The following is a 23550-nucleotide window of genomic DNA, read 5'->3' on the forward strand; positions in this document are numbered from 1 at the left end:
ATACATGTGGGCTAAGTCCTCTCTGAGTATTTTTGTGAGGGCGTAGTTAGATAGGGTAATGCCAATCACTATGTATGCAAGGGCTAGGATAACCAACGGCCATAGGTAATTAAGTAGTTGCGGATGCCATAGCCACCGAGCATAGCACCTCTAAGCCCCGATAACTAGGCTCAAGGCCCTCTGACTAACAATACTCATAAAAACAATGTGCCCTAATGCCTAACTTATTTCTCCTTGGGCGAATAAGCGATTAAATAAATTATGTGCACATTCAAGCATGCATAGTAAATTAGTAAATTAATACAATTAATACCGTATATTTAAGTTTAGGAGAGCAATGTTTGATAGTGGCTAGGTCTATGAACCTTGAGGATGAACCAAGATAGTTATTTTAAGCGTGATGGTTTCATCATGTCCGTGGGCCCTAGGCAGGGCAGTTTGGATCCCCGTTACATATTTTAAAAATTATGTCATTATACTACTTATTTATTATTATATAAGTACTACACCGGGTATAAAGGAATTTGATTTAGTGCTGTGGTTTCGGGGAAGCCTAGGGCCACATTCATTGCCTGCACGGCCTGTCCCGACGCGCCCTTCATTAGGTTGTCTATTGCGGCTAGGACAACAAGCCTGTTCAGCCTGGTGTCTATTTCGAAGCCTATGTCAACTAGGTTTGACCCTATCACGTACTTGACGTCTGGATACCTCTGGAAGCCCGCCCTGTCCTTAACAATCCTGATAAATGGCTCATTACTATACATGGCCCTAATTGCCTTCCACACGTCTGGCTCCTGCACGGATTTCGTTAACCACGTATGTGACGTAGTTAATATCCCCCTGACAAGGTCCACGGCGTGTGGGGGGGTAAATGCCACGTGTACCTGCTTATTAATTAATAAGCTCAACTCCTGCTCTATCTCCGCCGTATGTCTATGGTGAACAACCTCGTAGGGCCTAATCACGTACGTCCTAAAGGGATGTAGGTCGAGCCTGGGCGCGTGCGCGCCGGCGCCTGAGCTCGATATCTTCGCATCAACAACAATCCTCTCAGTATCCACGAGACCTGCCTTTACCACAGGGGGGGCTAGGGATATTATGGCTGCGGTTGCATGCACCCAGGCACGGCTATTAGCTTGGCGTTTCTCAACTCCTCCCTATGTAACTCGGGAAGTCCATAAACGGCCTTCTTAAGTAGGTCTGGGTATGGGTGTGGCTTCTCCCACCCGTACCACTCGACGTAGGCGTTTGGGTCCTTAAGCCTGAAGTCCGCGGATAGGTCAATCACGGTTAGTCCAGCCTCGTAGAGCTTTGGAACCCACTCAATACTCTGCCCATGGGGGGGTAGCGCCAGGAATACCACGTCAACCTCCTTTTTGAGTATGGCGTCAATCGTGGAGTCACTGAAAGTTAGGTTTGTCCTGCCCCTAAGGTTTGGGTGAACCCTAAATATGTACTCGCCCTTAAACTCCCTCGAGGTTGCGCAGGCAAGTTCGATACCTGGGTGATTAAGTAATAGCCTAAGTAACTCACCGCCAGTGACGCCGCTGGCCCCTACGACGCATGCCCTATACTTACCACTCGCCATTGTACCACCTCACTATCGTATTTACCACCTTATCCGCCAAGTCCATTGTTAATTCGACCTTAGGCTCTATACCGAGGACCAGGTGTTCATTGCCGTAAGTACCTATTACGTATGTGCACATGAGGCACTTAATATCCCTTGAAATCTTTAAGACCCAGGGCTTCAAATCGCCGCAGTTAAGGCACTCATCACCAATGACCTGGGCATTGATTATCCTATCAGGCGCCTTAATAATCATGTTTATCCTAACCAGTGGGTTGGCCATGTACATCCTATGCTCGGCCACTGATTTACCGCCCTCCCACGTAGTTACGTTGCCATCAAGGCCAAGTGACGGCGCTGGCGTCGCTAGGTATGCCCTACCGAGACCCTTAATTACCTTACCAACTACGTTGGGATTTAACGCAATAATTAAGTCAGGGGGGGTTGGGTAGCCCAGCCCTGAGAGTTCCCTGAATAGGAGGGCCCTGTTGATTGCTAATATGTATGTATCACGTGGGTTCAACGTATCATCGAATAACCCAGATATTACGAATGCCTCAAAGACATCGTCAAGGAGTAAGACGGCTTTACCGCCCTTATGCCTTACCTCATCATCCCTGGTATTTATTATGGCTACCCTGAAACCCCCCCTATTAACTAATTCGCTGTGTATTTTCTGTTCCACTGGGCCGTACTTACTGAGTATGAGTACGAGGTCTTGATTAGCCGTGGCCCCCCCCGCTTCAATGACGACTCACCAGCGCTTACCGTAATGACGAGGCTTTTAAATATTTTCTTTATTATTCCGGGAGTTATAAGCATGTTATTGTTGATTAGGGAAATATTTATATAATGTATTTAGGATTGTGGGTTGGTAGTATGGAACGGTTTCCATGCTATACGACACAATGAGAGTTGAGGAGAGGTTAATATTGAAGGAGCTTAGGGACCTCGGCGCCAATGTCGCTTTAATAAACATTGATAATGTCTCCCTGAGCCTTAATAATAGTGGTGACTTCGGCGTAGTCCTCGTTAGGCCCATGAGCCATTCAAAGGCCGGCTTGGTGGCTCGTATCTTGAATATACATGGTGTGATGACTATAAATAAGGGGCTCGCCATAGAGAACTCGTGGAATAAGGCCATCGCAATATCAACGTTGGCTAAGGCAGGCATACCCACGGTACCCACTAAACTACTATTCTCAATTAATGCCCAGGGTGATGGCGTTAGTTACCCGGCCATTGTTAAGCCGATCCATGGTTCTTGGGGGGGTAGGCTCGTGAGTTTAGTGGGCAATGCGGAGGACCTGGCAATGATACTGAGACATAAGGCCGTGGGTGATTCCTATTCGAGGATTGCGATGATACAGCCATTCATTGGTGATGGGACAGACTATAGGGTGTTCGTCATTGGCGATGAGGTGGTTGCGTCAATGGTTAGGAAGCCAAGCCCAGGTGATTGGAGGAGTAATGTTGCCAGGGGTGGGATTGCCCACGCAATTAGGCTTAGTGCTGACGCCTATGAAATCGCCATTAAGGCTGTGAAGGCCCTTGACCTTGACTACGCGGGTGTTGATCTGCTGTTTAGTGGGGGGGAGGGTGGTTACATGGTTAATGAGGTCAACGCAATACCTGAGTTCAAGGGCCTCATGAGTGTCTCGGGCATTAATATTGCGCGTAAAATAGCTGAGTATGTGATAAATACTGTCAGGAGGTGATTGTGCAATGAGTAATGACTTGCTTAGGTTCGAGGATGAGTACCTGGCTAGGTACTATAGTAAGAAGCAGGTAAACATAGTTAGGGGGGGTTACATGCAGTATGTTTGGGACTCAAACAATAATAAGTACCTGGACATGCACACGGGCTTTGGCGTTGCATTCCTCGGTCATAGGAATCCGAGGATAATAAATGCCATTAAGGATCAACTCGATAAAATAATCACAGTACACTGACCTTCTATAACGAGGCGAGGGCTGAGTTTATTAGGGAGTTCATGAAGGTCGTACCTAGCAGCTTCGGCAAGGTATTTCTACAGAATAGCGGTACTGAGGCCGTGGAGGTCGCCCTTAAGATAGCGAGGAAAATTAGTAAGAAGGCTGAGTTCCTGGCGTTCCTGAACTCATTCCATGGCAGGACGATGGGTTCTCTCTCAGTAACTGGTAATGAGAAGTATAGGAGGGCTTTCGAACCAATGCCGTATAAGGTCAGGTTCGCACCATTCAACGCGGTTGACCAGGTAGATAAGTTGGTGACTGAGGATTTAGCGGCTGTGATCGTTGAGCCAATACAGGGCGAGGGCGGTGTTAACCCAGCGAAGCCTGAGTTCCTAAGGGCCCTTAGGCAGGTGACGAGGGAGAGGAATGTGTTGCTTATATTTGATGAGGTCCAGACGGGGTTTGGCAGGACTGGGCGTGTTTGGGCCTTTGAGAATTACGGTGTGGAGCCCGATATATTCACGGCAGGTAAGTCAATAGCCGGTGGTTTACCAATTGGAGTGGCAGTTGTTAGGAGGGAGTTCGGTGACATCTTCGAACCTGGAGAGCACGGCAGTACCTTCGCGGGTAACCCGCTTGTCATGGCCGCGGCTAAGGCGGGGGTTGAGGTTTTGATTAATGATAATGTGCCCGAAAGGGCGAGGGCTATGGGTGATAGTTCATGAGGATACTTGAGGATGAGTTCAATGGCTTAAAGACTGTCCTAAGGGTTAAGGGTATGGGTTGATGCTCGGTGTTGAGCTTAGGAAGAGGGCTGATCCATACGTTGACAAGTTAATAGGCATGGGGCTACTGACCAGCGTTGCCGGTGGGACCACAGTGAGGCTATTACCACCCTACTGCATAACTGATGAGGACCTGGAAATGGCCATTAGGGCGCTTAAGAACGCATTGTCTGACTCATCATAACGTCGTTGAGTATTTTATTCAATTCTTCATCACTTAACGGCTCCCTCTTTAAACCATCATCGTAGATGCGCATAACCCTCTCATAAACAGCATTAATAAGCTTGGGCGTGGGCTCCACACCACGCCTCCTCAGCCAGTAAGCTATTGATGACCTACCTGAGTACGGCCCAATAAGTATCCTAGCCTCACGACCAACTATGGATGGGTCCATCGACAGGTAAGTCATTGGATTCCTCAATTGCGCATCAACGTGTATGCCAGCTGCTGTCGTAAAGGCATTCTCGCCAACAAATGGTTGATACCTGGGCACTTGGTAATTGAGGTTCCTGAACTCCTCAGCTATTTTACCGATCACCCTGGGGGTTCATGCCATCAAAGGAACCCTTGATCCTAGCATACCAAATTACTAAGGCCTCTATAGGCACGTTACCAGCCCTTTCCCCCCCAATCCCAAGCAACGTCCCATTGTTTATGGACGCCCCCCCATAAAGCCAGGCGGCAACCGCGTTGGGTACGGCCATGTAGTAATCGCCATGGCCATGGAACTCCAGGGACTCGCTGGGTATTCCCAACACCTTCCTAAGGACCCACACGAGCTTTGGTATGCTATAGGGCAGTGGCGCGAATGGGTAGGGTACGCCAACGCCCGTCGTGTCTGGTAGCTTTATCGTGATCTCAATGCCATACCTCTCCCCAAGCTTAAGCAGTCTCTCTACAAAGGGTATTACGAAGCCAACCACGTCAGACCTGGTAACATCCTCAAGGGAACACCTAAGCCTAATACCCTCCCTCAACGCGTACTCCGCGGCCTCTAGGTACTTAGCCACGACTCTATCTCTCGTGGAATTGAACTTATACTTAATGTGTATGTCGGATATCGACATTAACATAACCATTTCATCAAGACCAGCCTCCTTAACGAGCCTCACATCCTCAACCCTAGCCCTACCCCCCCCAACCAATAACCCTAGGCCACTCAAGGCCTAAGTCCCTAACAGCCCTTACAAGCTCCCTATCCCTACCAGTGTATAGGAAGAATTCGCTCCTAATTATCCTACCGCTCCCATTATCTAAATCAGCCAATAACCTAAACAACCTAACGGCATCACTTATTGAGTAGTAGATATAGAAGGCTTGTTGCCCATCCCTAAAGGTTGTATCCGTTATGAATAATTGACTAGGGAGCTCTGGGTCAATATTAATACCGTCAGTCATTAATCTCGGTGGTAAGGGCCACTGCCTTAAGATGGGATCCTCCAACTCCTCATAATCAATGCTTTCACGCCTTAATAAACGCATTAGTAGTTCATCCTTACCCTGAAACGGAGGGTTTTGATTTGCAGGCACTTCAATGGGAACCACCCAGGTCTTCATGAAATAAATAATTTATAAATTTTACCCTTAATAATAAATAATCATTTATTCACTATCTATTTATAAATATTCATAAATTCGACTATCGCCTGCTTATATATATCTATGGCCCTGAGATAATCGTCAATAAGTATGTACTCCTCAAGTGAGTGTGAAAATGCGCCGTCACCAGGGCCGTAGGCAACTATGTTCTTGGTTAATGAGGCTAGGTCGTTCATATCGCTTGTGCCCCCCCACTTCCTGGCGAGGGTGGGTCCCTTACCCAGCACCTTGATTATCGCCCTGGACACAGCCCTGGCGCTGGTATTGCTTACAGGGACTTCAACGGCTCAGTGCACCACCTCATGTTAATGGTAACCAACTCGCCATACTTTGCCCGTAGCTGATTAATCGCGTTCTCAACATCCTTACATGACCTGCCAGGGGGTATTCTTACGTCGAGGATCAATCTGCAATTGCTTGGTATCATGTTTTCCGCCTCACCGCAATTCATGATTGTTGGTGTTACCAGGAAGTTTTCATAAGACGTCCCAGCCATCAATGCATTCCATAGGTCTCTATACACGTTCATGGCGATAAGTATTGAGTTTGATTCAAGGTCAGGATTCGACGCGTGCCCTCCCCCCCTGGTCCTCACGTTTACTTCAAGCTTTGTACCACCCCCCCTATACTTGGTCACCACCCTATCAATCCCGGTCGGCTCACCAACGATTATGCCCGTCGGCCTCGGCACGTGATTATTAACCATTAAATGCCTAGTGCCTAGGCTATCACCCTCCTCATGCACGACGCGGCGAGCACAAGTGTTCCTTTACTTAACTCACTCTCCATGAAGGCTATCACCATCGCCATTAGCGGGCCCTTATCATCGCTGGCCCCCCCCTACCAATTACCTTGTTGCCCTCACGCTTAACCTCTATGAAGCCGGGCACTGTGTCCATGTGGGCATGAAGCCAAAGAACAGGTTCGCCACCGCCTTTAATGGCAACCACATTGCCTACCTCATCAATCCTAGCCTCAAAGCCATTCATTGTCATTAATTCCACTAGGAACTCCGCAAGCTCATGCTCACCACCCGTGGGTGAGTAAATGTTCAGGGCCTCCATGAGTAATTTTAACTTAGCTTCGTCACTGAACATTATCAACCCTCTTAACAATGTCCATTACCAACTCCGCTATTCGCCTAGCCACATTAACACCCGTCACCCTCTGCACATTCTTGAACTCAGGGACTGTGTTAACCTCAAGCACCTTGTAACCTCCGTCAGACTCAACAACATCGACACCTGCGTAATAAGCACCAATTGCTCTTGTGGCCTTGACGCTTATGTCCTCAAGCTCCGGGTCAATCCTCACGGCCTCGGCCTTACCACCCCCCCTCGCGGTGTTCGTCCTCCAATCATCGCCGACGGCGTACCTATATATGGCCGCCACAGCCTCATTGCCGACAACGGTGACCCTAATATCCCTACCCGGCTTCCTAATGAATTCCTGAACTAGGTACGTCTCGTACTGGGGATTCTCCATGGATCCCCCCCTATGCCTAGTCAGGAGGATTAAGTCCTCATTACTACCCACCAGGCTAACCAACCTGCCCCATGAGCCATGTATCGGCTTAATAATTGCGGGATAACCAACAATGCCCAGGGCCTTGATTGCCGACTCGCTGGATAGGGCAACTACGGTGTTTGGTATTGGGATTCCAAGGCGATTGAGTATCGCCAGGGTAATGGCTTTATTATTGCCAATCATTATCGATGCGTATGGATTTATTGACCTACCACCAATGACCTCATACATCTGAGCCAGTAACTGAGTCCTGTGTTGGCTGACGGTCCTTATGAATGCCGTGGCAACCTCATTAGTTCCAGGGAATTCGAAGGCCAGGTTCTCGGCATTCACAAGCCTATAATTAATGCCCAGGTTATCAAACTCCCTAATGAGCAGTTTCTCATCAAGCCTTATGGCATCGTAGAGGAAGTGTACGACTTCAATCAGAACCACCCCCCCTCAGCAATTATTCGCCCCCCCAATCCTCCTCCTCAACCTTAATCAGCTTCAGCTGTATTAAGCCATTCTGAATAACTACCTGGTACTTCTGACCACAGCTTGGGCAACTGACTAATTCACCATCGAGCACATCATCTGGTATTTCTATGTCCGCCCCCCACAGACCTGGCAGGAAACCTTTGTTGGCATCGCGTTATTACGTAAATATAGCCTATTTAAGCATTGCGGTTAATAGCGGAGATTTTATAAATTAACGATTAAGGTATATATCTAATAAACATCACTTCTGCGGTGACACGTGCGTACCAAAGCCATTAATTGCTGATGTTATTGGTCTATCAATCACTCCGTTAGAGATTATCGTGTATATACCCTTACCAGCCAACTGGGCTGCCGTATAGACCTTCCTCTTCATACCACCCCCCCCTAACCTCCGGATTCTTAAACAACTCCTGTGCCTCAGCGGCGCTTACCCTGTTGATGACCTTCCCGTTTATGAGTACGCCATCGACGTCCGTGAGAATCACGGCATAGTTGGGCGTTAGGGATGTTGATAATACCTCGAGTGCCTGATCACCATCAACATTTAGCGCCCCCCCGCCTGTCTTGACATCCATGGCTATTGGCGCTATCACAGGCGTGAAACCATCATTGAGTAGTCTCATTATGAAGTCCTTATTAGCACTCTCTATCTTACCCGTATAGCCACCATCAACAATCCTCTCCCTACCCCCCCTCTCATCAATTATAATCATTGACTCTCTCCTCCTAGCTCTCAGTAAGCCGCCATCAACTCCAGAAAGCCCAATGGCATTAACCCCCCCAACACCCTGCAACCTACTCACCAACTCCTTATTTAGGAACATCATGCCCATCACGTAGACCCTCAGGGTCTCCAGGTCCGTGTACCTGCTCGTGACACCGCTGGGGGGGCTAGTTACGAACTTGGGCTTAAGCCCCATTCTTTCCATTAGCTCATTTATGAAGTAACCACCACCATGTATTAGCACCACCCTATGACCATTATTGAGCAATTCAGGTATCTCCCTAATGAGATTATCAACTCCCTTCCTAATCACGGATCCGCCTACCTTCACTATTACGAGCATCACTGAGGAACAGCATATCAATATTATAAATATTGCCATGCCGTAGTAAACATAATATAATTTTAACGCCAGAGACCGAGTTATAATGAGCTCCTTAGATCATTAATGGCATTGCCTATTCTCTCAATCCCCCCCATGCGTATCCTCTCGATGCTTTCCACCACGAAGGAGATCCTAATTGCCGACTTATAAATATCGCTGAAGTACGTACCAGGTATCACGGTCACACCATACCTCTCAAGGAGCGCCTCGGCGAACTTCTCGGAATCCCTTATGTAACGTGATAAGTCGACGAATATGAACATTGAACCCTTTGGAACAACGAACCTGGACTCAGTAGGTACTCCCTCAATGCCTTAACTGCGGCATCCCTCCTTGACCTATACTCCTCAATTATGTACCTAAGGTGTTTCAACCTGACCTCAGACCTTAGGTACGCGGCCACGAACTTCTGGGCAATAACGGGTGGGCAGTACGTCATTTCCTCAGCGGCTAGCTTCAACTTAGGTATTGCATCGCTTGGCCCGTAGATGAAGCCCAACCTCCAACCTGGTATTCCAGGGTCCTTAGAGAATGTGTTTATTGAGATTACGTGGTCAGGCGCGTACCTATAAATATATGTGTGCTCCCCCCCCTCGTAAATCAACGTCCTATAAGCCTCATCAGATACTATCCAGAAGTCCTTATCCACCGCTAGGTCGGCTATCGCCTTCGCGGTGTCCCTATCAATTATATTGCCCGTTGGATTATCCGGAGACACTAAAACCAGTGCCTTAGTCTTGTCCGTTATTAACTCCTTAAGCTTCTCAACGTTGATCTTGAACTCATCCTCCATGCTCAGGCCAAGTCTCCTTATCCTACCGCCAAAGTACTCAATAATGGCTTATAACCAAAGTATGTTGGGTCCAGTAGTATGACCTCATCGCCAGGGTTTAGTATGGTCATGAACGTGGCGAACATCCCCCTCCTGACCGCCCGTTATAATCACTATATTGTCCGGGTCAACATCAATACCGCCAAGTCTCTTCAAATCCTCGGAGACCGCCTCCCTTAACTCAATAATTCCCTGGCTGGGTGTATATCCGTAAAGTTCCATACTATTATCCTCCACCAATTGCTTAGCCAGTAATGACCTAATCTCAATCGGTGGCGGTATCCCAGGTTGTCCAGCCGATAGGTTAATGATATCCCTCTTCTCACGTTTTAACCTCTCCCTTATCGCATCAATCCTCCTGGTTGGGCTTTCCCTGAGGAAGGCTATTGATTGGGAAAAGCCGCGCATTGGTGGCTTTTATTTTAAACAAATATATATACATTATGTATCTAGCACAGCCATGTAAGTGCCTTAAAGGCAAAGCTTATAAAATATTTATAACAAGCCCACCTGAATGATTCGGCTTAAGGAGGAGGTACCTGGTTCTTCAGGATGGAAGTGTATATCGTGGTTACGCCTTTGGCGCTAATAATGAGGCTGTTGGCGAGGTAGTCTTCACAACAGCTAATGTTGGTTATCCCGAGTCTCTAACGGACCCATCATACAGGGGGCAAATACTGGTGTTTACAAGTCCATTGATAGGTAATTACGGAACGTCGCCGGATCAGTGGGAGAGTGATGCGATTCAGGTAAGTGGTGCCGTGATTTTTGACCTAACAACACCAAGCCACTACACATCGGTTATGAGCCTTGATGAGTGGTTTAGGAGGGAGGGTGTCCCGGGTATTTACAGGGTTGATACTAGAGCGTTAACGGTTAAGTTGAGGGAGGTTGGCGTGATGATGGGCGCCATAGCCGATGACGTGGACAGGGCCTTGAAGTTAATCAGGGATGCGCTAGGTATGATGATATTGACTTCACAAGGCTTGTATCACCAAGTGCGCCCATTTACTATGGTGATGATGATAAGCCTGTATTGGAATTATTGATTGCGGTGTTAAGATGAGCATTGTGAGAAACCTGCTAAGCAGGGGCTTTAGGGTCGTTAGGTACCCATGCCATATGTGGAGGAATGCCCTAAATGATTGCGACGGGGTCCTCCTCAGTAATGGTCCAGGTAATCCAAACCTACTGACGTACTTAAGTGATGTCGTCACTGATGTAATTAGGGATAGAAAACCAACCCTAGGGATATGCCTAGGACACCAGGTAATCGCCCTAGGCATTGGGGCTAGGATCTACAAGATGAGGTATGGACACAGGGCGATCAATAAGCCGGTGCTCGATCTCATTAGGAATAGAGTGTACATAACCACCCACAACCATGGCTATGCCGTCGATCCACAGAGCATTAGGGGGGGCACTGGGTTTAGGGTGTGGGCGATACAACCTGACGATAACACGGTGGAGGGTTTAATCCATGAGAGACTACCAATACTAACGACGCAGTTCCACCCGGAGTCTAAGCCCGGCCCCTTAGACGCTAATTGGGTCTTTGATGAGTTTGCGAGGATGGTGATCAACTATGGACGTTAGGAAAGTCCTGGTAATCGGTAGTGGGCCAATTAAGATTGCGGAGGCCGCGGAATTTGATTACTCGGGAATACAGGCACTTAAGGCGTATAAGGAGGAGGGGGTTAACGACAGTCTTAGTCAACCCAAACGTAGCTACCGTACAAACTACGCGCGTGTTTGCGGATAGGGTTTACCTGGTTCCCATAAAGCCTGAGTTCCTGGAGATGGTTATTGAGAGGGAGAGACCTGACGCAATTGCCTGTGGCTTTGGTGGTCAGACCGCATTATCCGCATGCATAAACCTCAATGACTTGGGCATTCTCAGTAAGTACGGCATTAAGGTCCTTGGAACGCCAATAGAGGGCATTAGGTCAGCCCTGAGTAGGCAGCTGTTTAAGGACCTAATGAATAAGCACGGCATCCCGGTGTTACCGTCCAAGACCACGTACTCACTAAATGAGGCCTTATCGGCGGCTAGGGAATTGGGCTACCCAGTGCTTGCCAGGGTGTCCTTTAACCTCGGTGGTGCAGGTGCCTTTGTTGCCCATAATGACGATGAGTTGATCAGTAAGTACCACAAGGCATTGGCCATGAGCGAGATTAAGGAGGTGCTAATTGAGAAGTACATCGGTGGTTGGAAGGAGATTGAGTTCGAGGTTATGAGGGATAAGTACGGGGGGGAGTCGGTGGCCGTGGTCTGCATGGAGAATATAGACCCCCCCATGGGCGTGCACACGGGCGACTCAGTGGTTGTTGCGCCCTGCCTAACATTAACAAATGATGAGTACCAGAGGGCTAGGTTAATCTCCATTGGCGTCGCAAACGCGATAAACCTAATTGGCGAGTGCAACGTGCAGGTTGCTATTAATCCCAGGGGGGGCCCGAGATGTACGTCATAGAGACGAATCCAAGGATGAGTAGGTCAAGCGCCTGGCCAGCAAGGCCTCGGGGGGGTACCCACTGGCGTATATAGCGGCTAAGCTGACGCTTGGTTATAGGCTGAGTGAGTTGATTAATAGGGTGACGGGTAAGACGGTAGCGTCCTTTGAGCCAGCCTCGATTATGTGGTGGTTAAGATACCGAGGTGGGAGAGCGATAGGTTTGGCATTGATGAGTCCCTGGGCCCCGAAATGATGAGTATCGGCGAGGTCATGGGCATTGGGAGGACACTTGAGGAGGCTTGGCAGAAGGCTGTGAGAATGCTTGACATTGGCGAGCCAGGCCTCGTGGGTGGTAGGATATACCATGAGGCAAGCATTGAAGAGGCTATGAAAATGGTTAAGGAGAGGAAGCCCTACTGGTTCCTGTACGCGGCTGTGCTTCTTAGGGAGGGTTTCTCCGTCGATGATATTAATGAGTGGACCGGCGTTGATAAGTTCTTCCTTTACGCGATTAAGAGGGTTGTGGACTTCTACGAGGGATTAAGGAGGGGTGAGCCATTACCACTTGAGGAGGCTTACGTGCTTGGCTTCAGTGAGGAGCAATTGAGGAGGGCCCTTGGTAATGACCCACTGAGGAGGTTGCCCGTGGTTAAGCAAATCGATACATTGGCCGGTGAGTGGCCTGCCGCCACGAATTACCTATACCTAACGCACGGTGGTGAGGTTGATGATTATACAGGGCCTGGCGTTGATGCCGTGGTTACGGGCGCTGGGGGGGTCTTTAGGATAGGCGTTAGTGTCGAGTTCGATTGGTCGGTGGTTAATACCGTCCTCATGCTTAAGAGACTTGGCTATAGGATTGGCGTGCTGAACTATAACCCAGAGACCGTGTCCACGGATTGGGACTTCGCGGATAAACTCTTCTTCGATCAATTAACCCCAGAAACCCTAAGGAACATACTAATTAAGGAGAGGCCCAAGTTCGTGGTGCTATGGGCAGGTGGTCAAATTGGGCAGAGGCTCTATGGTAAGGCTAGGTCCTGGCTAATTGAGAATGTTAGGATACTGGGCACGAGACCGGAATCCGTGGATCTGGCTGAGGATAGGTCTAAGTTCTCGAAATTACTCGATGAGTTAGGACTTGATCAACCACCCTGGGCCTATGCATCAACTATTGAGGAGTTGATAGGACTCGTGGAGAGGTGGCTTGATTACCCAGTAATCGTTAGGCCAGTTATGTGCTTGGTGGTACGTACATGGGCATTGCCAGGAATAGGCAGGAACTACTCAATTATGTTAACAAGGCGACTAGGATAAGCCCTGAGCACCCTGTAGTTGTGTCCAAGTTCATTGGTAACGGTGTTGAGGTTGAGGTTGATGGTGTTGGTGATGGTAATTCCGTGATCGTGGTGCCCGTGGAGCACATAGAACCACCTGGCGTGCACTCCGGCGATAGTACCATGGTCATACCACCAAGGGGGGGCATTGACTATAGGTTAAATGATGGTTGGAGGATTAAGATGGCAGAGGCTTCATTGAGAATTGCCAAGGCATTAGGCATTGTTGGGCCATTCAACATACAGTTCATTGCTGGGGGGGATAAGCTATACGTAATCGAGGCTAACGTGAGAGCGAGCAGGTCAATGCCATTCACAAGTAAGGCAACTGGAGTTAACCTAATGAATTTATCCGTTAAGGCTGCATTAAACGGCTTGGGTATGGATAGGGAGTTCATGGTGCTTAGGCCAAGGCGCTGGTGGGTTAAGGCGAGTCAATTCTCCTGGAGTAGGGTTAGGGGGGGTTCATACCCAAGGCTTGGGCCTGTGATGTATAGTACGGGTGAGGTGGCATCGAGTGGTAAGGCCTTTGAGGAGGCATTACTTAAGGCCTGGTTATCAACCACGCCATCGAGGATCCCAAGGAAAAACGCCCTGGTTTACACATACGATGAGCAATACATTAAGGCAATCGACGAAATAAGAAATCGCCTCAGTAAGTGGCTCGTGATTCTTGACGATACCGAGGAGGTTAGGGCCATGCTTAAGCAGGGCTCCGTGGATATACTCATGACGGGAGGCGACACGGTGGATAAGGACTACGTTACGCGTAGGTTGGCCGCGGACACGGCAACACCAATAATATTACACCCAAGCCTCGGGCTTGAGCTGACGAGGGCCTTTGAGTGGTTGAGGGGCGGTGGTAAATACGTCATTGAGGAGTTACTTGAGGCCGAGCTTAGTTAGGTGGTGAGTAGTTTATTCTCAATTTCATTAAGCCTACTCACCATTGAATTAACCCTACTCATTAACTCCCTAACCTCATTAAGCCTGGACTTGGCGTTATCAATTACTTGGCGTGGATTTGACGAGCCGCGCACGGGCTTCATTAATGCATCATTAACATCAAGGCCGACTTTAATGCCGCTCCTTAGTTCTCTAGCAACCTCATTATACACATCTCTAAACGGTCTTCCTTCCCTCATCGATACGGTCTCTGCATACTCAGCGGCGGTAACTACGTACTTACTCAGCGACTCCTTAATACTATCCTCATTAACCTTAACACCGTTGATGAAGTCCATGAGTATCGAGAGACCCTCAAGGGCAATCTTAACTATTGACCACATATGCCTAGTTAATTCCTGTAGGTCCAGTTGATAGCCGGATTCCACCGGCCTTAGTATCGAGTACATAGCCATTAAGTGGCCCACGGCCTCCCCCCCAATCCTAGCCCTAAAAACCTCCAGGGTGGCTGGGTTCCTCTTATGCGGCATGATGCTACTCGTGGCGAGGTGACTCGGATCCGCGCTCAAATAATTTAGCTGGGGCATTAACCACATCTCGAGATTATTAATGAACCTGCCAACCTCCACCAGGTAATTAACTATTGTTGATGCTGTGGATATTATGAAGTACCTAGAACCGGTTGCGTATATTGTATTATCAACAACACCGTCAAAGCCCAGCTCGGTGGCCTCCCTAAACCTATCAATACCAACCATAGTGCCAGTGAGCGGTCCAGAACCCAATGGTGACTTATTGACTAATTCATAGACGTGCATTAATTCACCGAGGAAGTCCCTGGATAGGTCATCCAGGTAAAGCATGTAATGACCAAGCGTTGTTACCTGGGCTGGCTGCCTATGGGTTGAGCCTATTATCACCTTATCATATCCCTCAACGGCCTTGTTTAGGATGACCTCCCTGAGCTTAAGCGTGATGAGTATTAAGTCGAGTAGAGCCCTCCTAAGCTTAAGCCTAATTGCCGTTGCCACGTGGTCATTCCTAGACCTACCAATGCCGATCCAACCACCTATGCCACCCAATCTCCTGATTAATTCTGCCTCAATGTACTCATGCACATCCTCATAGCTACCTAATTTACCTGGTTCATAACCACCACGCCAAATATCCCTAAGGACATCCCTAATCCTCCCAGCCACATTGCCATTAATGACGCCAATCCTCTCAAGCTCATTGACGTGAACGATGAGCGTGATTATCACGTACTTAAAGATCTCGGCGTCATCAACGACCGACGAAATATAGCTTATCTTATCAACACTCCCAGCCCCCCCGAGTAATTCCCTGCGGTACACACTGATAAGCTAGGGGGGGTTATGTTTTAAGGATTTCATTAACTACCCATACTACGTAGGATTTCCTCAGCCTCCTTAATCAATGTCTCGATATCCTTCCTGGCAGTCTCATCATCCTTATAAGGACTAAGGACCCTCTCAGGATCAGGCCCGTTATACTGATATTGATCAATCCATAACGCCTTATCCGTGAGTAAGTCAACCCTGCCGCCAATAATCATAGCCACATCCTTCAAGTAACTCGTCGGCATAACCGCTATTACCCAATCAACCCTATCAACACGCTCCCTCTTACCCCCCCTCAACCTAACCTTACCGCTAAAGACCTTGCTTAACTCATCCCTTTTATCAACCGCCAATGCAGCTACGAGGGCTTTCCACGCCTGAAACGCCTTGCCGGCAGCGTTTCTAATCAATCCCTCGCTAAGGAATCTCTTAGCAAGTTCTAACTCGATCTTAGCCTCATCAATCCTAATCCTTTTGTACTCCTTAGGGTCGTACCACGGCTTTGCCAATTGCATATGAAATTCCCTCCTAGATAATGGAAATCTAGGCAGGTATTTAATATTTTAAATGTAGAATATGGTAAGTTTATCTTGAGAATATTAAGTCATTGGGAACCCTTTACCGCGAGCACCATGTTCCTCAACTTTCGCCTTGCGGATTCAAGGGTTTGCACGGGGGTTTGTGGCACTTGAGGCAAAACCACATCCTGGAGCCACGATTAGCTTACTCGGGTCGCCATTGACCACCTCCAGCGCTGCTTCGTACCTCCTCCTAATGACCTCCACTGGCTCCACATTCCTTGACTTGACACTGACGATTCCCAACGCCAACTTCTTATCCCTTGGCACCGCATATTGTTTGAAGTACTTCAGTTCCTCGAAATCCCTAATACCATCAAATACCTCGAAGGGTCCAAGAACACCCACCTTCAAGTCGTAGAGCTCAGGCAGTGCATCATCGTAATGACCAAGCGTGTTGAACTGGGAGTTATTGAAATTCCCCCAGCAAGAATGGATCTCGAGATGCTCAGCAGGTAATTTGGAGAGAACCTCGTTGTTTAGCTCCACAGCCCTCCTAACACGTTCCTTAGCCTTACTCTTATCAGGGTTATACTCACCATACACATCAAACTGGAGTATGTCTGGTGCATCGAATTGAACAACGTCAGCGCCAGCGTTAAGCGCCGCCCTAGCTTCGTTAATTATTATCCTCTTAACATCATCCAGGTAATCATCAATTGATGGGTAGTATTGCCTAACCTGCTGGCGATACTTATTAATTAACTCCCTAGGCCTCGCGGGCATCCAGTCTGGGTCTGGGTAAAGCCTGGCCATGAAGCTTGGTGCGAGTATTGTTACCTTAATTCTCTTCTTAATTCCCAGTTTCTCCAGGGCCCTTTTAATGCCCTCAACCCCCCTTGCCAGTATTGGTTTGCTTGGGTCATACTCCATCGTCCTCAGTACAATGGGTATGAATCTCTTATCACCTGCTGAGTTTTCCCAATATAATTCCGTGACTTCGAATCCAGGTAATTCGGTCAAATCACTAATAAATGATTGGCGCCTGTACTCCCCCCCATCATTGACCTCGTCAAGCCCAATCTCAACCTGCATCCTAACGACATTCTCAATTGCCTTATCTAGGTTTTGAGGAGATAGGTTAGGTGGTCTTGGTAAACTACCCACGTGCGTCGTCCTAACCTCCTCCAAACCCATATATTACTTTTTAATGGGTATACTTTTAACAGTAGTCTCTCTATGCCTTGTGCCTGGCTCTATAGGCCATTAGCGAGTGTAGTACGTGCATCCTTATGAAGCCCCTCGCCTCCTCCTCGCTTGGGTACCAACCACTCACGTAATCTACGAGGTCCTTACTATAGCTTGCGTATGGGCTCTCCCTACCAAGTATTGTTAATCCACCGAATACCTTAACCTTAACAACACCGCTAACCCACCTATTCATTGACTTAATTAGGGAATCAAGTTCCTCACGCAGTGGCTCATGCCATAGGCCACCATAGACAAGGTCTGCCCAGGTCTGGTCAACCATCCTCTTAAACCTATACTCAAGTGGTGTGTAAACTAGCTTCTCCAGGTCTTTGTGGGTCTCGATCAACGTTAACGCGGCTGGGGGGCCTCATAGACCTCCCTAGACTTAAAACCAACAATCCTATTCTCGATGTGGTCAACCCTACCAAAGCCATGCAATCCAACCACCTTATTGAGCAATGATATTAGGCTGACTAGGTCCATCTTCTCACCATTAATCGCCACGGGTAGCCCCCCCTCCCTAAACTCAATCTCTAGCATGAGTGGTTCATTGACCTTTTCAGGTGGGACGGTCCACTTAAAGGCATCCTCAGGAACCTCAACGCCAGGGTCATCTATTTCACGGCCCTCTATACTCCTCGACCACAGATTATCATCAATACTAAACCTACTGTGTACGCTGGGTATTGGTATACCATGCTTCTTAGCATACTCAACCTCCTCGGCCCTATTCATGCCCCAGATCTTCGCTGGCTCAATAATCATGAGGTCTGGCGCCAACGCCATTAACGCCTCGTTAAACCTAACCTGGTCATTACCCTTAGAGGTCGATCCATGGGCGATCGCGTCACAGCCCTCCTTCCTAGCCACCTCAATAACCTTCTCAGCAATTAACGGCCTAGCCAATGCCGTACCCAGCGGGTACCTATCCTCATAGAGCGCATTGGCCATTATTGCCATCGCCACAGGGCCCTCGGCAAAATCCCTCTTGGCATCTATCGTGTAGTGCTTAGCGGCGCCAGCCTATATGCCCTTTCCTCAATATCCCTGAAGTCATCATCCTGCCCAACATCCACTGTGACCGTTATAACCTCCGCATCGAACTTCTCCCTGAGCCAATGAATGGCTACTGTTGTGTCGAGACCCCCTGAGTAGGCAAGTGCGATTTTACTGGGCTTCCTATGTACCGGTTTAAGGAACCCACGTCTTCCCCCAGGTTCTATGTATTAATAAGCCTTACCTTCAATAACCTATATAACCACGGTTAGAGAATCGATGGTTCATGGTTTCATAATGATAAATTAAACATTAGTGCCGTAAAATATGGCCGTCGTAGCGTGGCGTATGGCTTAATTATTGGTTTTAAGCGTTACAGAGTCCTGAATGCTTATATAGGTTAAATAGTACGTTGCTTTTAATGGGTAGTGTCTTTGGACGCGTGTTTAGGGTTGTGACCTTTGGGGGGGAGTCTCATGGACCTGCCATTGGGGGGTTGTTGTTGATGGAGTCCCTGCCGGCGTGGCTATCGACGAATCAATCATCAAGAAGGAACTGGAGAGGAGGCGATTTTGCCATTTGCCAATCCTTAACCCTAGGTGTGAGGATGAGGAGTTCCAAATACTGTCCGGTGTTAAAGATGGGTTTACCGAGGGTACGCCGGTAGCAATTGTTGTTTGGAATAAGAGGGCTATTTCGGATTACTACGGTGAGCTTTGGATGAGGCCTAGGCCCGGCCATGCCGATTTAGCCTACTACCTGAAGTTTGGTAGGTTTTATGACCATAGGGGCGGTGGTAGGGCCAGCGGTAGGGAGACTGTGGCTAGGATAGTGGCTGGGGCCATTGCGAAGGCCGTGCTTAAACAGACAATAGGTGTTGAGGTCTCGAGTCACCTAGTCGAGCTTGGCGGCGTGGCCATATCCAGGGAGGACTACACCTTTGAGGATGTTGTCAAGTCCTGGGAGAAGCCCCCCCTTCCCATGGTTGATAACGAAGCCATGAAGAGGGCTATAGACGTGCTGATTAGTGCCGCTAAGGATGGGGGGGATAGCATTGGCGGTATTGGTGAGGTATTAACTACCGAGGTTCCGCCGGGGGGGCTTGGTGAACCCGTCTTTGATAAGTTGAAGGCTGACCTGGCTAAGGCGGTCATGTCGATAGGTAGTGCCGTTGGTGTTGAGTTTGGGCTTGGGTTTAGGCTTGCCAGGATGAGGGGTAGTGAGGCCAACGACCAAATAGTGCTTAGGGATGGTAAACCAAGGCTTGAGACCAACAGGATTGGTGGGACTCTTGGAGGCATGAGTATTGGTGAGCCCATTAGGTTCAGGATTGCCTTTAAGCCAACGCCGAGCATCAGGAAGCCCCAGAGAACGGTGGATTTGGAAAAGATGGTAGAGACGACAATAACCTTCAGAGGCCGTTATGATGTGTCCACCGCGCCAAAGGCGATACTCGCGGCGGAGGCTATGACGGCCATAGTGCTCGTAGACCACGCGATTAGGGCTGGTTTAATACCGAGGGTTATTAAGAGGTAGGGTTAAAAGGTTAGGTGGGGGGGGTAACCTAGTTGGGTGGGGGGGGTAACTGCTCTTTGACGTAAGAGTTAAGGAAAGGCTCGAGGATTTGTTTAACAGGGAGGAGGAGGTCAATAGACTTAAGGGCAGTTTAGATGAGCCGTTGATAATAGTGTTCGGCCTTAGGAGGATGGGTAAGTCATCACTAATTAGGGCTGTTCTCAATGAGTATGTACCAAATAATTACTTCTACGTTGATTTAAGGCGGTTTGAGGAGCAGGGTTACGTGAGTTATAGGGATTTCGTGAAGGTGCTTGAGGATGCAATTAATGAAAGGGTTAGGTCAAGGAAGCTATTGAGAGCTTTCGAGAATTAGGGGAGTGAGTATTAGTGGTTTTAAAGTGAACTTCTCCTGGGGGGGTAAGAATAGGGTTATGTTTGCCGACGTTCTTGATGCATTGAATGATTGGGCTAGTGATGAGGGGGGGTTGAAGGCCATTATCGTGCTTGACGAAGCTCAAGAGCTCATTAAGGCGAAAGGCTTCAATATATTGCCTGTATTGGCCTACGCATATGATAATTTAAGGAACCTATCATTAATAATAACGGGTTCTGAGTTCAGGGTCTTCACTAAATTCCTTAAGTTAACCGACCCCCCCGAATCACCATTGTTTGGTAGGGCTTACGTAGGTATCACGCTTAAGCCCTTCAGTAGGGATCAAGCCATTGAGTTCCTTAAACGAGGTTTTGCGGAGCATGGCGTTAAGTTCGAGAAGGCCGAGCAGGTGTATGAGGAGCTTGGTGGGAACCCTGGTTGGTTAACGCTTTTTGGTTATAGGGCTTTGAAGATGGGGTTTAACGAGGCTTTAAGCGAAACCAGGAAGGAGGCTGTTGAATTAATTCGTAGGGAGATTTGTAATTTCATTGGCGAAGGTAGGTACCTAGCTGAAAGAAGATATTTAAGAATACTTGAGACTTGCATTGACGGTTGTCGTTGGTCAATTATTAAGAGGGCGCTTGAGGCTATGGAGGGTAGGGAATTGAATAATTCCACCATAGACTCCCTAATTAAGGCATTACTTGATTATTCATTGCTCGTTAAAGAGGGAGACACCTACGTATTGCCCGATAAATTGATGAGAGACGCCGTGGTAGGTCTTAGGTGTTTTATCAGTGTAGGTAAATAGTGATAATGCTTAAAAATATAGTTTCTTAATAGCCATGGGACCTCTATGGAATATCTAGATTCGTAAGGTGCAAGGTCAAACTTAGTGGTTGTCTTAACCCAGCTGTGAATAATTACCGTTTAATTGGTGGTTATTATGCTTTCTGAATTGAGGCATAGCATTGATAATATTGATGAGGAGTTGATAAGGTTAATTGGGGGGGAAAGGATTAGGCTTGCTGCCGAGATTGGTAGGGTTAAGAGGAACCTTGGGTTACCCATCATCGATAGGGACAGGGAGGGCGAGGTCATTGCCAAGTGGGTTGAGGGATTGAGTAAGTTTGGTGTTGATGCCGAGACCGCTATTGGGATCGCCCAATCAATAATTAGGGTTTCGACAAGAGCTCAGTTGGTAAGTAGGCTTGATATTGGTGTGACAATAATTGGCAGCGGTAGGGTTGGTAGGACCCTCGCCAGGGCGCTTGGTAGGGTCGCCGACGTAATACTCCAAAGGCATGATGAGGAGTTGGTGCCTAATGACGTCATCATATTGGCCACGAAACCCACGGATGAGTCAATAAGCATATTGAGTAAGTACTCAGGCAGGCTTAGGGGGGGCTCCATAGTCATGGACTCATTCTCAGTCAAGATACCCATGTTTAGGCTAATTGAGAATGAATCGCTGAGGACGGGCTTTCACTACATAAGTGCCCACCCACTCTTTGGTGAGTTGAGTAATCCAATTGGCGAGACAGTGGTCCTAATACCATCAAAGACCGGCGATGATAAGCTCGAAATAGCTAAGGACCTATTTACAAGTGCCGGCCTCAACGTAGTTGTCCTAAGCAGCCCTGAGGAGCATGATAGGCTTATGGCCTACCTGCAGGTTGCTCATCACGTATTACTACTCACGCTTTACGCGGCATTGAGGAGGATTGGTCTCGACCTGAATACTCAACTCGTTACCCACAGCCTTAGGTATACGTTTAAGGCCTTGGAGAGGATTCTAGAGCAGGTTGAGGTTAGTAATGAGTTGTTTAGGCTTAATCCATACTCGAGGAGTGTGGTTGGTGAGTTGGGTGATTTATTAAAGGAGGTTGTTGAGGGGGGGCTTGATAAAGGCAGTATAGCGGGGGGGGTGTTGGGTCATGATAATCAAGGCATCCAGGGCAAGTTGGATGACATAGCCAGCCTACTGGATAAGGCTGGGGGTTAAATTCAACGTTGTCAAGGTCTATGGGGAGGACCTAGTGGTTACTTGGCCCGACTCAAAGGTAGACGCCAACGCCATTAAGTCAGTAGACCCTGGCGCCGTTATAGTGGAGGTTAAGGCCAAGTATCAATTGGCGAGTAATGCCTGGAGAGATAGAACCATCGTTGACGTCAGCGGTGTTAAGATTGGTGGTGATGATGTAGTGGTGGCTGCGGGGCCATGCGCGGTGGAGAGCTATGAGCAGGTTAGGGATACGGCTATTGCCGTTAAGGAGGCTGGGGCCAGGTTGCTCAGGTGGTGCGTTTAAGCCTAGGACGAGTCCGTATAGTTTTCAGGGGCTTGGTGTTGATGGGTTGAAAATACTTAGGAGGGTTGGTGACGAGGTTGGTTTACCTATTGTCTCCGAGGTCATGGATACGAGGATGGTGAAGACCGTGGCTGAGTACGTGGACATGCTGCAAATAGGCGCGAGGAATGCCCAAAACTTCGACTTGCTCAGGGAGGTCGGTAAGTCCGGCAAGCCCGTGCTCCTTAAACGGGGACTTGGTAACACGGTTGAGGAGTGGTTACAGGCCGCTGAGTACATACTCCTTGAGGGTAATGGCAACGTGGTATCTGCGAGAGGGGGGGTATAAGGACCTTTGAGCACGCCACTAGGTTCACGCTGGACCTAGGCGCCGTGGTTGCCGTTAAGAGACTAACACACTTACCGGTTTGCGTTGATCCATCACACCCAGCGGGTAGGAGGGACCTGGTAATACCGCTGGCGCTGGCAGCCATAGCCGCAGGCGCCGATATGCTCCTCGTGGAGGTTCACCCAAGGCCCTGGGAAGCCCTTTCGGATGCTGAGCAGCAATTAACATTTGAGATGTTTAGGGAGTTGATGGTTAAGGGTAGGGAGGTGGCTAGGGCGATTGGTAGGTCGTTATGAGGGAATTCACGTATAGGTCGCGGGATGGTGACGTTAAGGTATTAATCAATGTTAATCATG

At 48.4% G+C, this 23550-nt stretch carries 14 protein-coding genes and 9 pseudogenes; 8 read left to right on the forward strand and 15 right to left on the reverse strand.

Annotated features, from left to right (window positions below):
- Positions 1 to 503: 503 nt before the first annotated feature.
- Together argC and JCM11217_RS11195 are read right to left on the reverse strand one after the other, a co-directional pair.
- Positions 504 to 1588, reverse strand: a pseudogene (gene argC, locus JCM11217_RS11190) (N-acetyl-gamma-glutamyl-phosphate reductase).
- On the reverse strand, positions 1575 to 2255 hold the full coding sequence (locus JCM11217_RS11195) for a hypothetical protein (protein ID WP_054842957.1): 681 nt from the start codon (positions 2253 to 2255) through the stop codon (positions 1575 to 1577). The pseudogene argC and the gene JCM11217_RS11195 overlap by 14 nt, the downstream one beginning before the upstream one ends.
- 208 nt (positions 2256 to 2463) lie before the next feature.
- Here JCM11217_RS11195 and JCM11217_RS11200 point away from each other — a divergent pair, with 208 nt between their 5' ends.
- Both JCM11217_RS11200 and JCM11217_RS11205 read left to right on the forward strand, forming a co-directional pair.
- Positions 2464 to 3288, forward strand: a complete 825-nt coding sequence (locus JCM11217_RS11200; protein ID WP_054842958.1) for a RimK family alpha-L-glutamate ligase — start codon at positions 2464 to 2466, stop codon at positions 3286 to 3288.
- Between the two features lie 136 nt (positions 3289 to 3424).
- Positions 3425 to 4474: pseudogene (locus JCM11217_RS11205) on the forward strand (aspartate aminotransferase family protein).
- Here the strand turns inward: JCM11217_RS11205 and JCM11217_RS16795 are convergent.
- The 9 genes and pseudogenes from JCM11217_RS16795 to JCM11217_RS11235 form a co-directional block, all read right to left on the reverse strand.
- Positions 4446 to 4829, reverse strand: a complete 384-nt coding sequence (locus JCM11217_RS16795) for a hypothetical protein (protein WP_243679311.1) — start codon at positions 4827 to 4829, stop codon at positions 4446 to 4448. The pseudogene JCM11217_RS11205 and the gene JCM11217_RS16795 sit on opposite strands and share 29 nt — an antisense overlap.
- Complete coding sequence (locus JCM11217_RS16800) at positions 4819 to 5454, reverse strand: hypothetical protein (protein ID WP_243679312.1); 636 nt, start codon at positions 5452 to 5454, stop codon at positions 4819 to 4821. The genes JCM11217_RS16795 and JCM11217_RS16800 overlap by 11 nt, the downstream gene beginning before the upstream one ends.
- Complete coding sequence (locus JCM11217_RS16805; protein ID WP_243679313.1) at positions 5420 to 5836, reverse strand: hypothetical protein; 417 nt, start codon at positions 5834 to 5836, stop codon at positions 5420 to 5422. Before JCM11217_RS16805 ends, JCM11217_RS16800 begins: the two co-directional genes overlap by 35 nt.
- Before the next feature lie 68 nt (positions 5837 to 5904).
- Positions 5905 to 6138 (reverse strand): M20/M25/M40 family metallo-hydrolase, encoded by a 234-nt coding sequence (locus JCM11217_RS16810; protein ID WP_243679314.1) that lies wholly within the window; start codon positions 6136 to 6138, stop codon positions 5905 to 5907.
- A gap of 20 nt (positions 6139 to 6158) precedes the next feature.
- Entirely contained in the window at positions 6159 to 6635 is a 477-nt protein-coding gene (locus JCM11217_RS16815) for a peptidase dimerization domain-containing protein (protein WP_243679315.1), read from the reverse strand.
- 64 nt (positions 6636 to 6699) lie between these two features.
- Entirely contained in the window at positions 6700 to 6987 is a 288-nt protein-coding gene (locus JCM11217_RS16820) for a hypothetical protein (protein ID WP_243679316.1), read from the reverse strand.
- Positions 6977 to 7852 (reverse strand): lysine biosynthesis protein LysX, encoded by an 876-nt coding sequence (gene lysX, locus JCM11217_RS11220; protein ID WP_054842959.1) that lies wholly within the window; start codon positions 7850 to 7852, stop codon positions 6977 to 6979. The genes JCM11217_RS16820 and lysX overlap by 11 nt, the downstream gene beginning before the upstream one ends.
- A 380-nt stretch (positions 7853 to 8232) precedes the next feature.
- Positions 8233 to 8967, reverse strand: a complete 735-nt coding sequence (locus JCM11217_RS11230; protein ID WP_243679317.1) for a [LysW]-aminoadipate/[LysW]-glutamate kinase — start codon at positions 8965 to 8967, stop codon at positions 8233 to 8235.
- An 80-nt stretch (positions 8968 to 9047) separates the two neighbouring features.
- Positions 9048 to 10249: pseudogene (locus tag JCM11217_RS11235) on the reverse strand (pyridoxal phosphate-dependent aminotransferase).
- A 131-nt stretch (positions 10250 to 10380) separates the two neighbouring features.
- On the opposite strand from JCM11217_RS11235, the pseudogene carA reads away from it, so the two are divergent.
- A pseudogene (gene carA, locus JCM11217_RS11240) lies at positions 10381 to 11437 on the forward strand (glutamine-hydrolyzing carbamoyl-phosphate synthase small subunit).
- Positions 11427 to 14540: pseudogene (carB, locus tag JCM11217_RS11245) on the forward strand (carbamoyl-phosphate synthase (glutamine-hydrolyzing) large subunit). The pseudogenes carA and carB overlap by 11 nt, the downstream one beginning before the upstream one ends.
- Here carB and JCM11217_RS11250 read toward each other — a convergent pair.
- From JCM11217_RS11250 to JCM11217_RS11265, 4 genes and pseudogenes are all read right to left on the reverse strand, one after another.
- Positions 14537 to 15895, reverse strand: coding sequence for a lyase family protein (locus JCM11217_RS11250; RefSeq protein WP_054842960.1), 1359 nt, complete (start codon positions 15893 to 15895; stop codon positions 14537 to 14539). The pseudogene carB and the gene JCM11217_RS11250 sit on opposite strands and share 4 nt — an antisense overlap.
- Before the next feature lie 38 nt (positions 15896 to 15933).
- A complete protein-coding gene (locus JCM11217_RS11255; RefSeq protein ID WP_054842961.1) occupies positions 15934 to 16416 on the reverse strand; it encodes a PaREP1 family protein in 483 nt (160 codons plus the stop codon).
- 144 nt (positions 16417 to 16560) lie between these two features.
- Positions 16561 to 17616, reverse strand: coding sequence for a hypothetical protein (locus JCM11217_RS11260; RefSeq protein WP_054842962.1), 1056 nt, complete (start codon positions 17614 to 17616; stop codon positions 16561 to 16563).
- A gap of 40 nt (positions 17617 to 17656) precedes the next feature.
- A pseudogene (locus tag JCM11217_RS11265) lies at positions 17657 to 18893 on the reverse strand (argininosuccinate synthase).
- A 194-nt stretch (positions 18894 to 19087) separates the two neighbouring features.
- Here JCM11217_RS11265 and aroC point away from each other — a divergent pair.
- From aroC to aroF, 4 genes and pseudogenes are all read left to right on the forward strand, one after another.
- Positions 19088 to 20202, forward strand: a pseudogene (gene aroC / locus JCM11217_RS11270) (chorismate synthase).
- A gap of 142 nt (positions 20203 to 20344) precedes the next feature.
- A pseudogene (locus JCM11217_RS11275) lies at positions 20345 to 21368 on the forward strand (ATP-binding protein).
- A gap of 135 nt (positions 21369 to 21503) precedes the next feature.
- Positions 21504 to 22562 (forward strand): prephenate dehydrogenase/arogenate dehydrogenase family protein, encoded by a 1059-nt coding sequence (locus JCM11217_RS11280; RefSeq protein ID WP_243679318.1) that lies wholly within the window; start codon positions 21504 to 21506, stop codon positions 22560 to 22562.
- Positions 22563 to 22785: 223 nt separating this feature from the next.
- Positions 22786 to 23490, forward strand: a pseudogene (gene aroF, locus JCM11217_RS11285) (3-deoxy-7-phosphoheptulonate synthase).
- The last annotated feature ends 60 nt before the right edge of the window (positions 23491 to 23550 follow it).

The sequence above is a fragment of the Vulcanisaeta distributa JCM 11217 genome, from assembly GCF_001316005.1.
GTDB lineage: Archaea > Thermoproteota > Thermoprotei > Thermoproteales > Thermocladiaceae > Vulcanisaeta > Vulcanisaeta distributa_B.

Bases quoted from the DNA above. Each gene is read 5' to 3' on its own strand.
- JCM11217_RS11200 (WP_054842958.1), top strand. From the start codon at position 2,464: ATGCTATACGACACAATGAGAGTTGAGGAGAGGTTAATATTGAAGGAG.
- JCM11217_RS16820 (WP_243679316.1), bottom strand. From the start codon at position 6,987: ATGTTCAGTGACGAAGCTAAGTTAAAATTACTCATGGAGGCCCTGAAC.
- JCM11217_RS11230 (WP_243679317.1), bottom strand. From the start codon at position 8,967: ATGCTCGTAATAGTGAAGGTAGGCGGATCCGTGATTAGGAAGGGAGTT.
- JCM11217_RS11255 (WP_054842961.1), bottom strand. From the start codon at position 16,416: ATGCAATTGGCAAAGCCGTGGTACGACCCTAAGGAGTACAAAAGGATT.
- JCM11217_RS11260 (WP_054842962.1), bottom strand. From the start codon at position 17,616: ATGGGTTTGGAGGAGGTTAGGACGACGCACGTGGGTAGTTTACCAAGA.
- JCM11217_RS11280 (WP_243679318.1), top strand. From the start codon at position 21,504: ATGCTTTCTGAATTGAGGCATAGCATTGATAATATTGATGAGGAGTTG.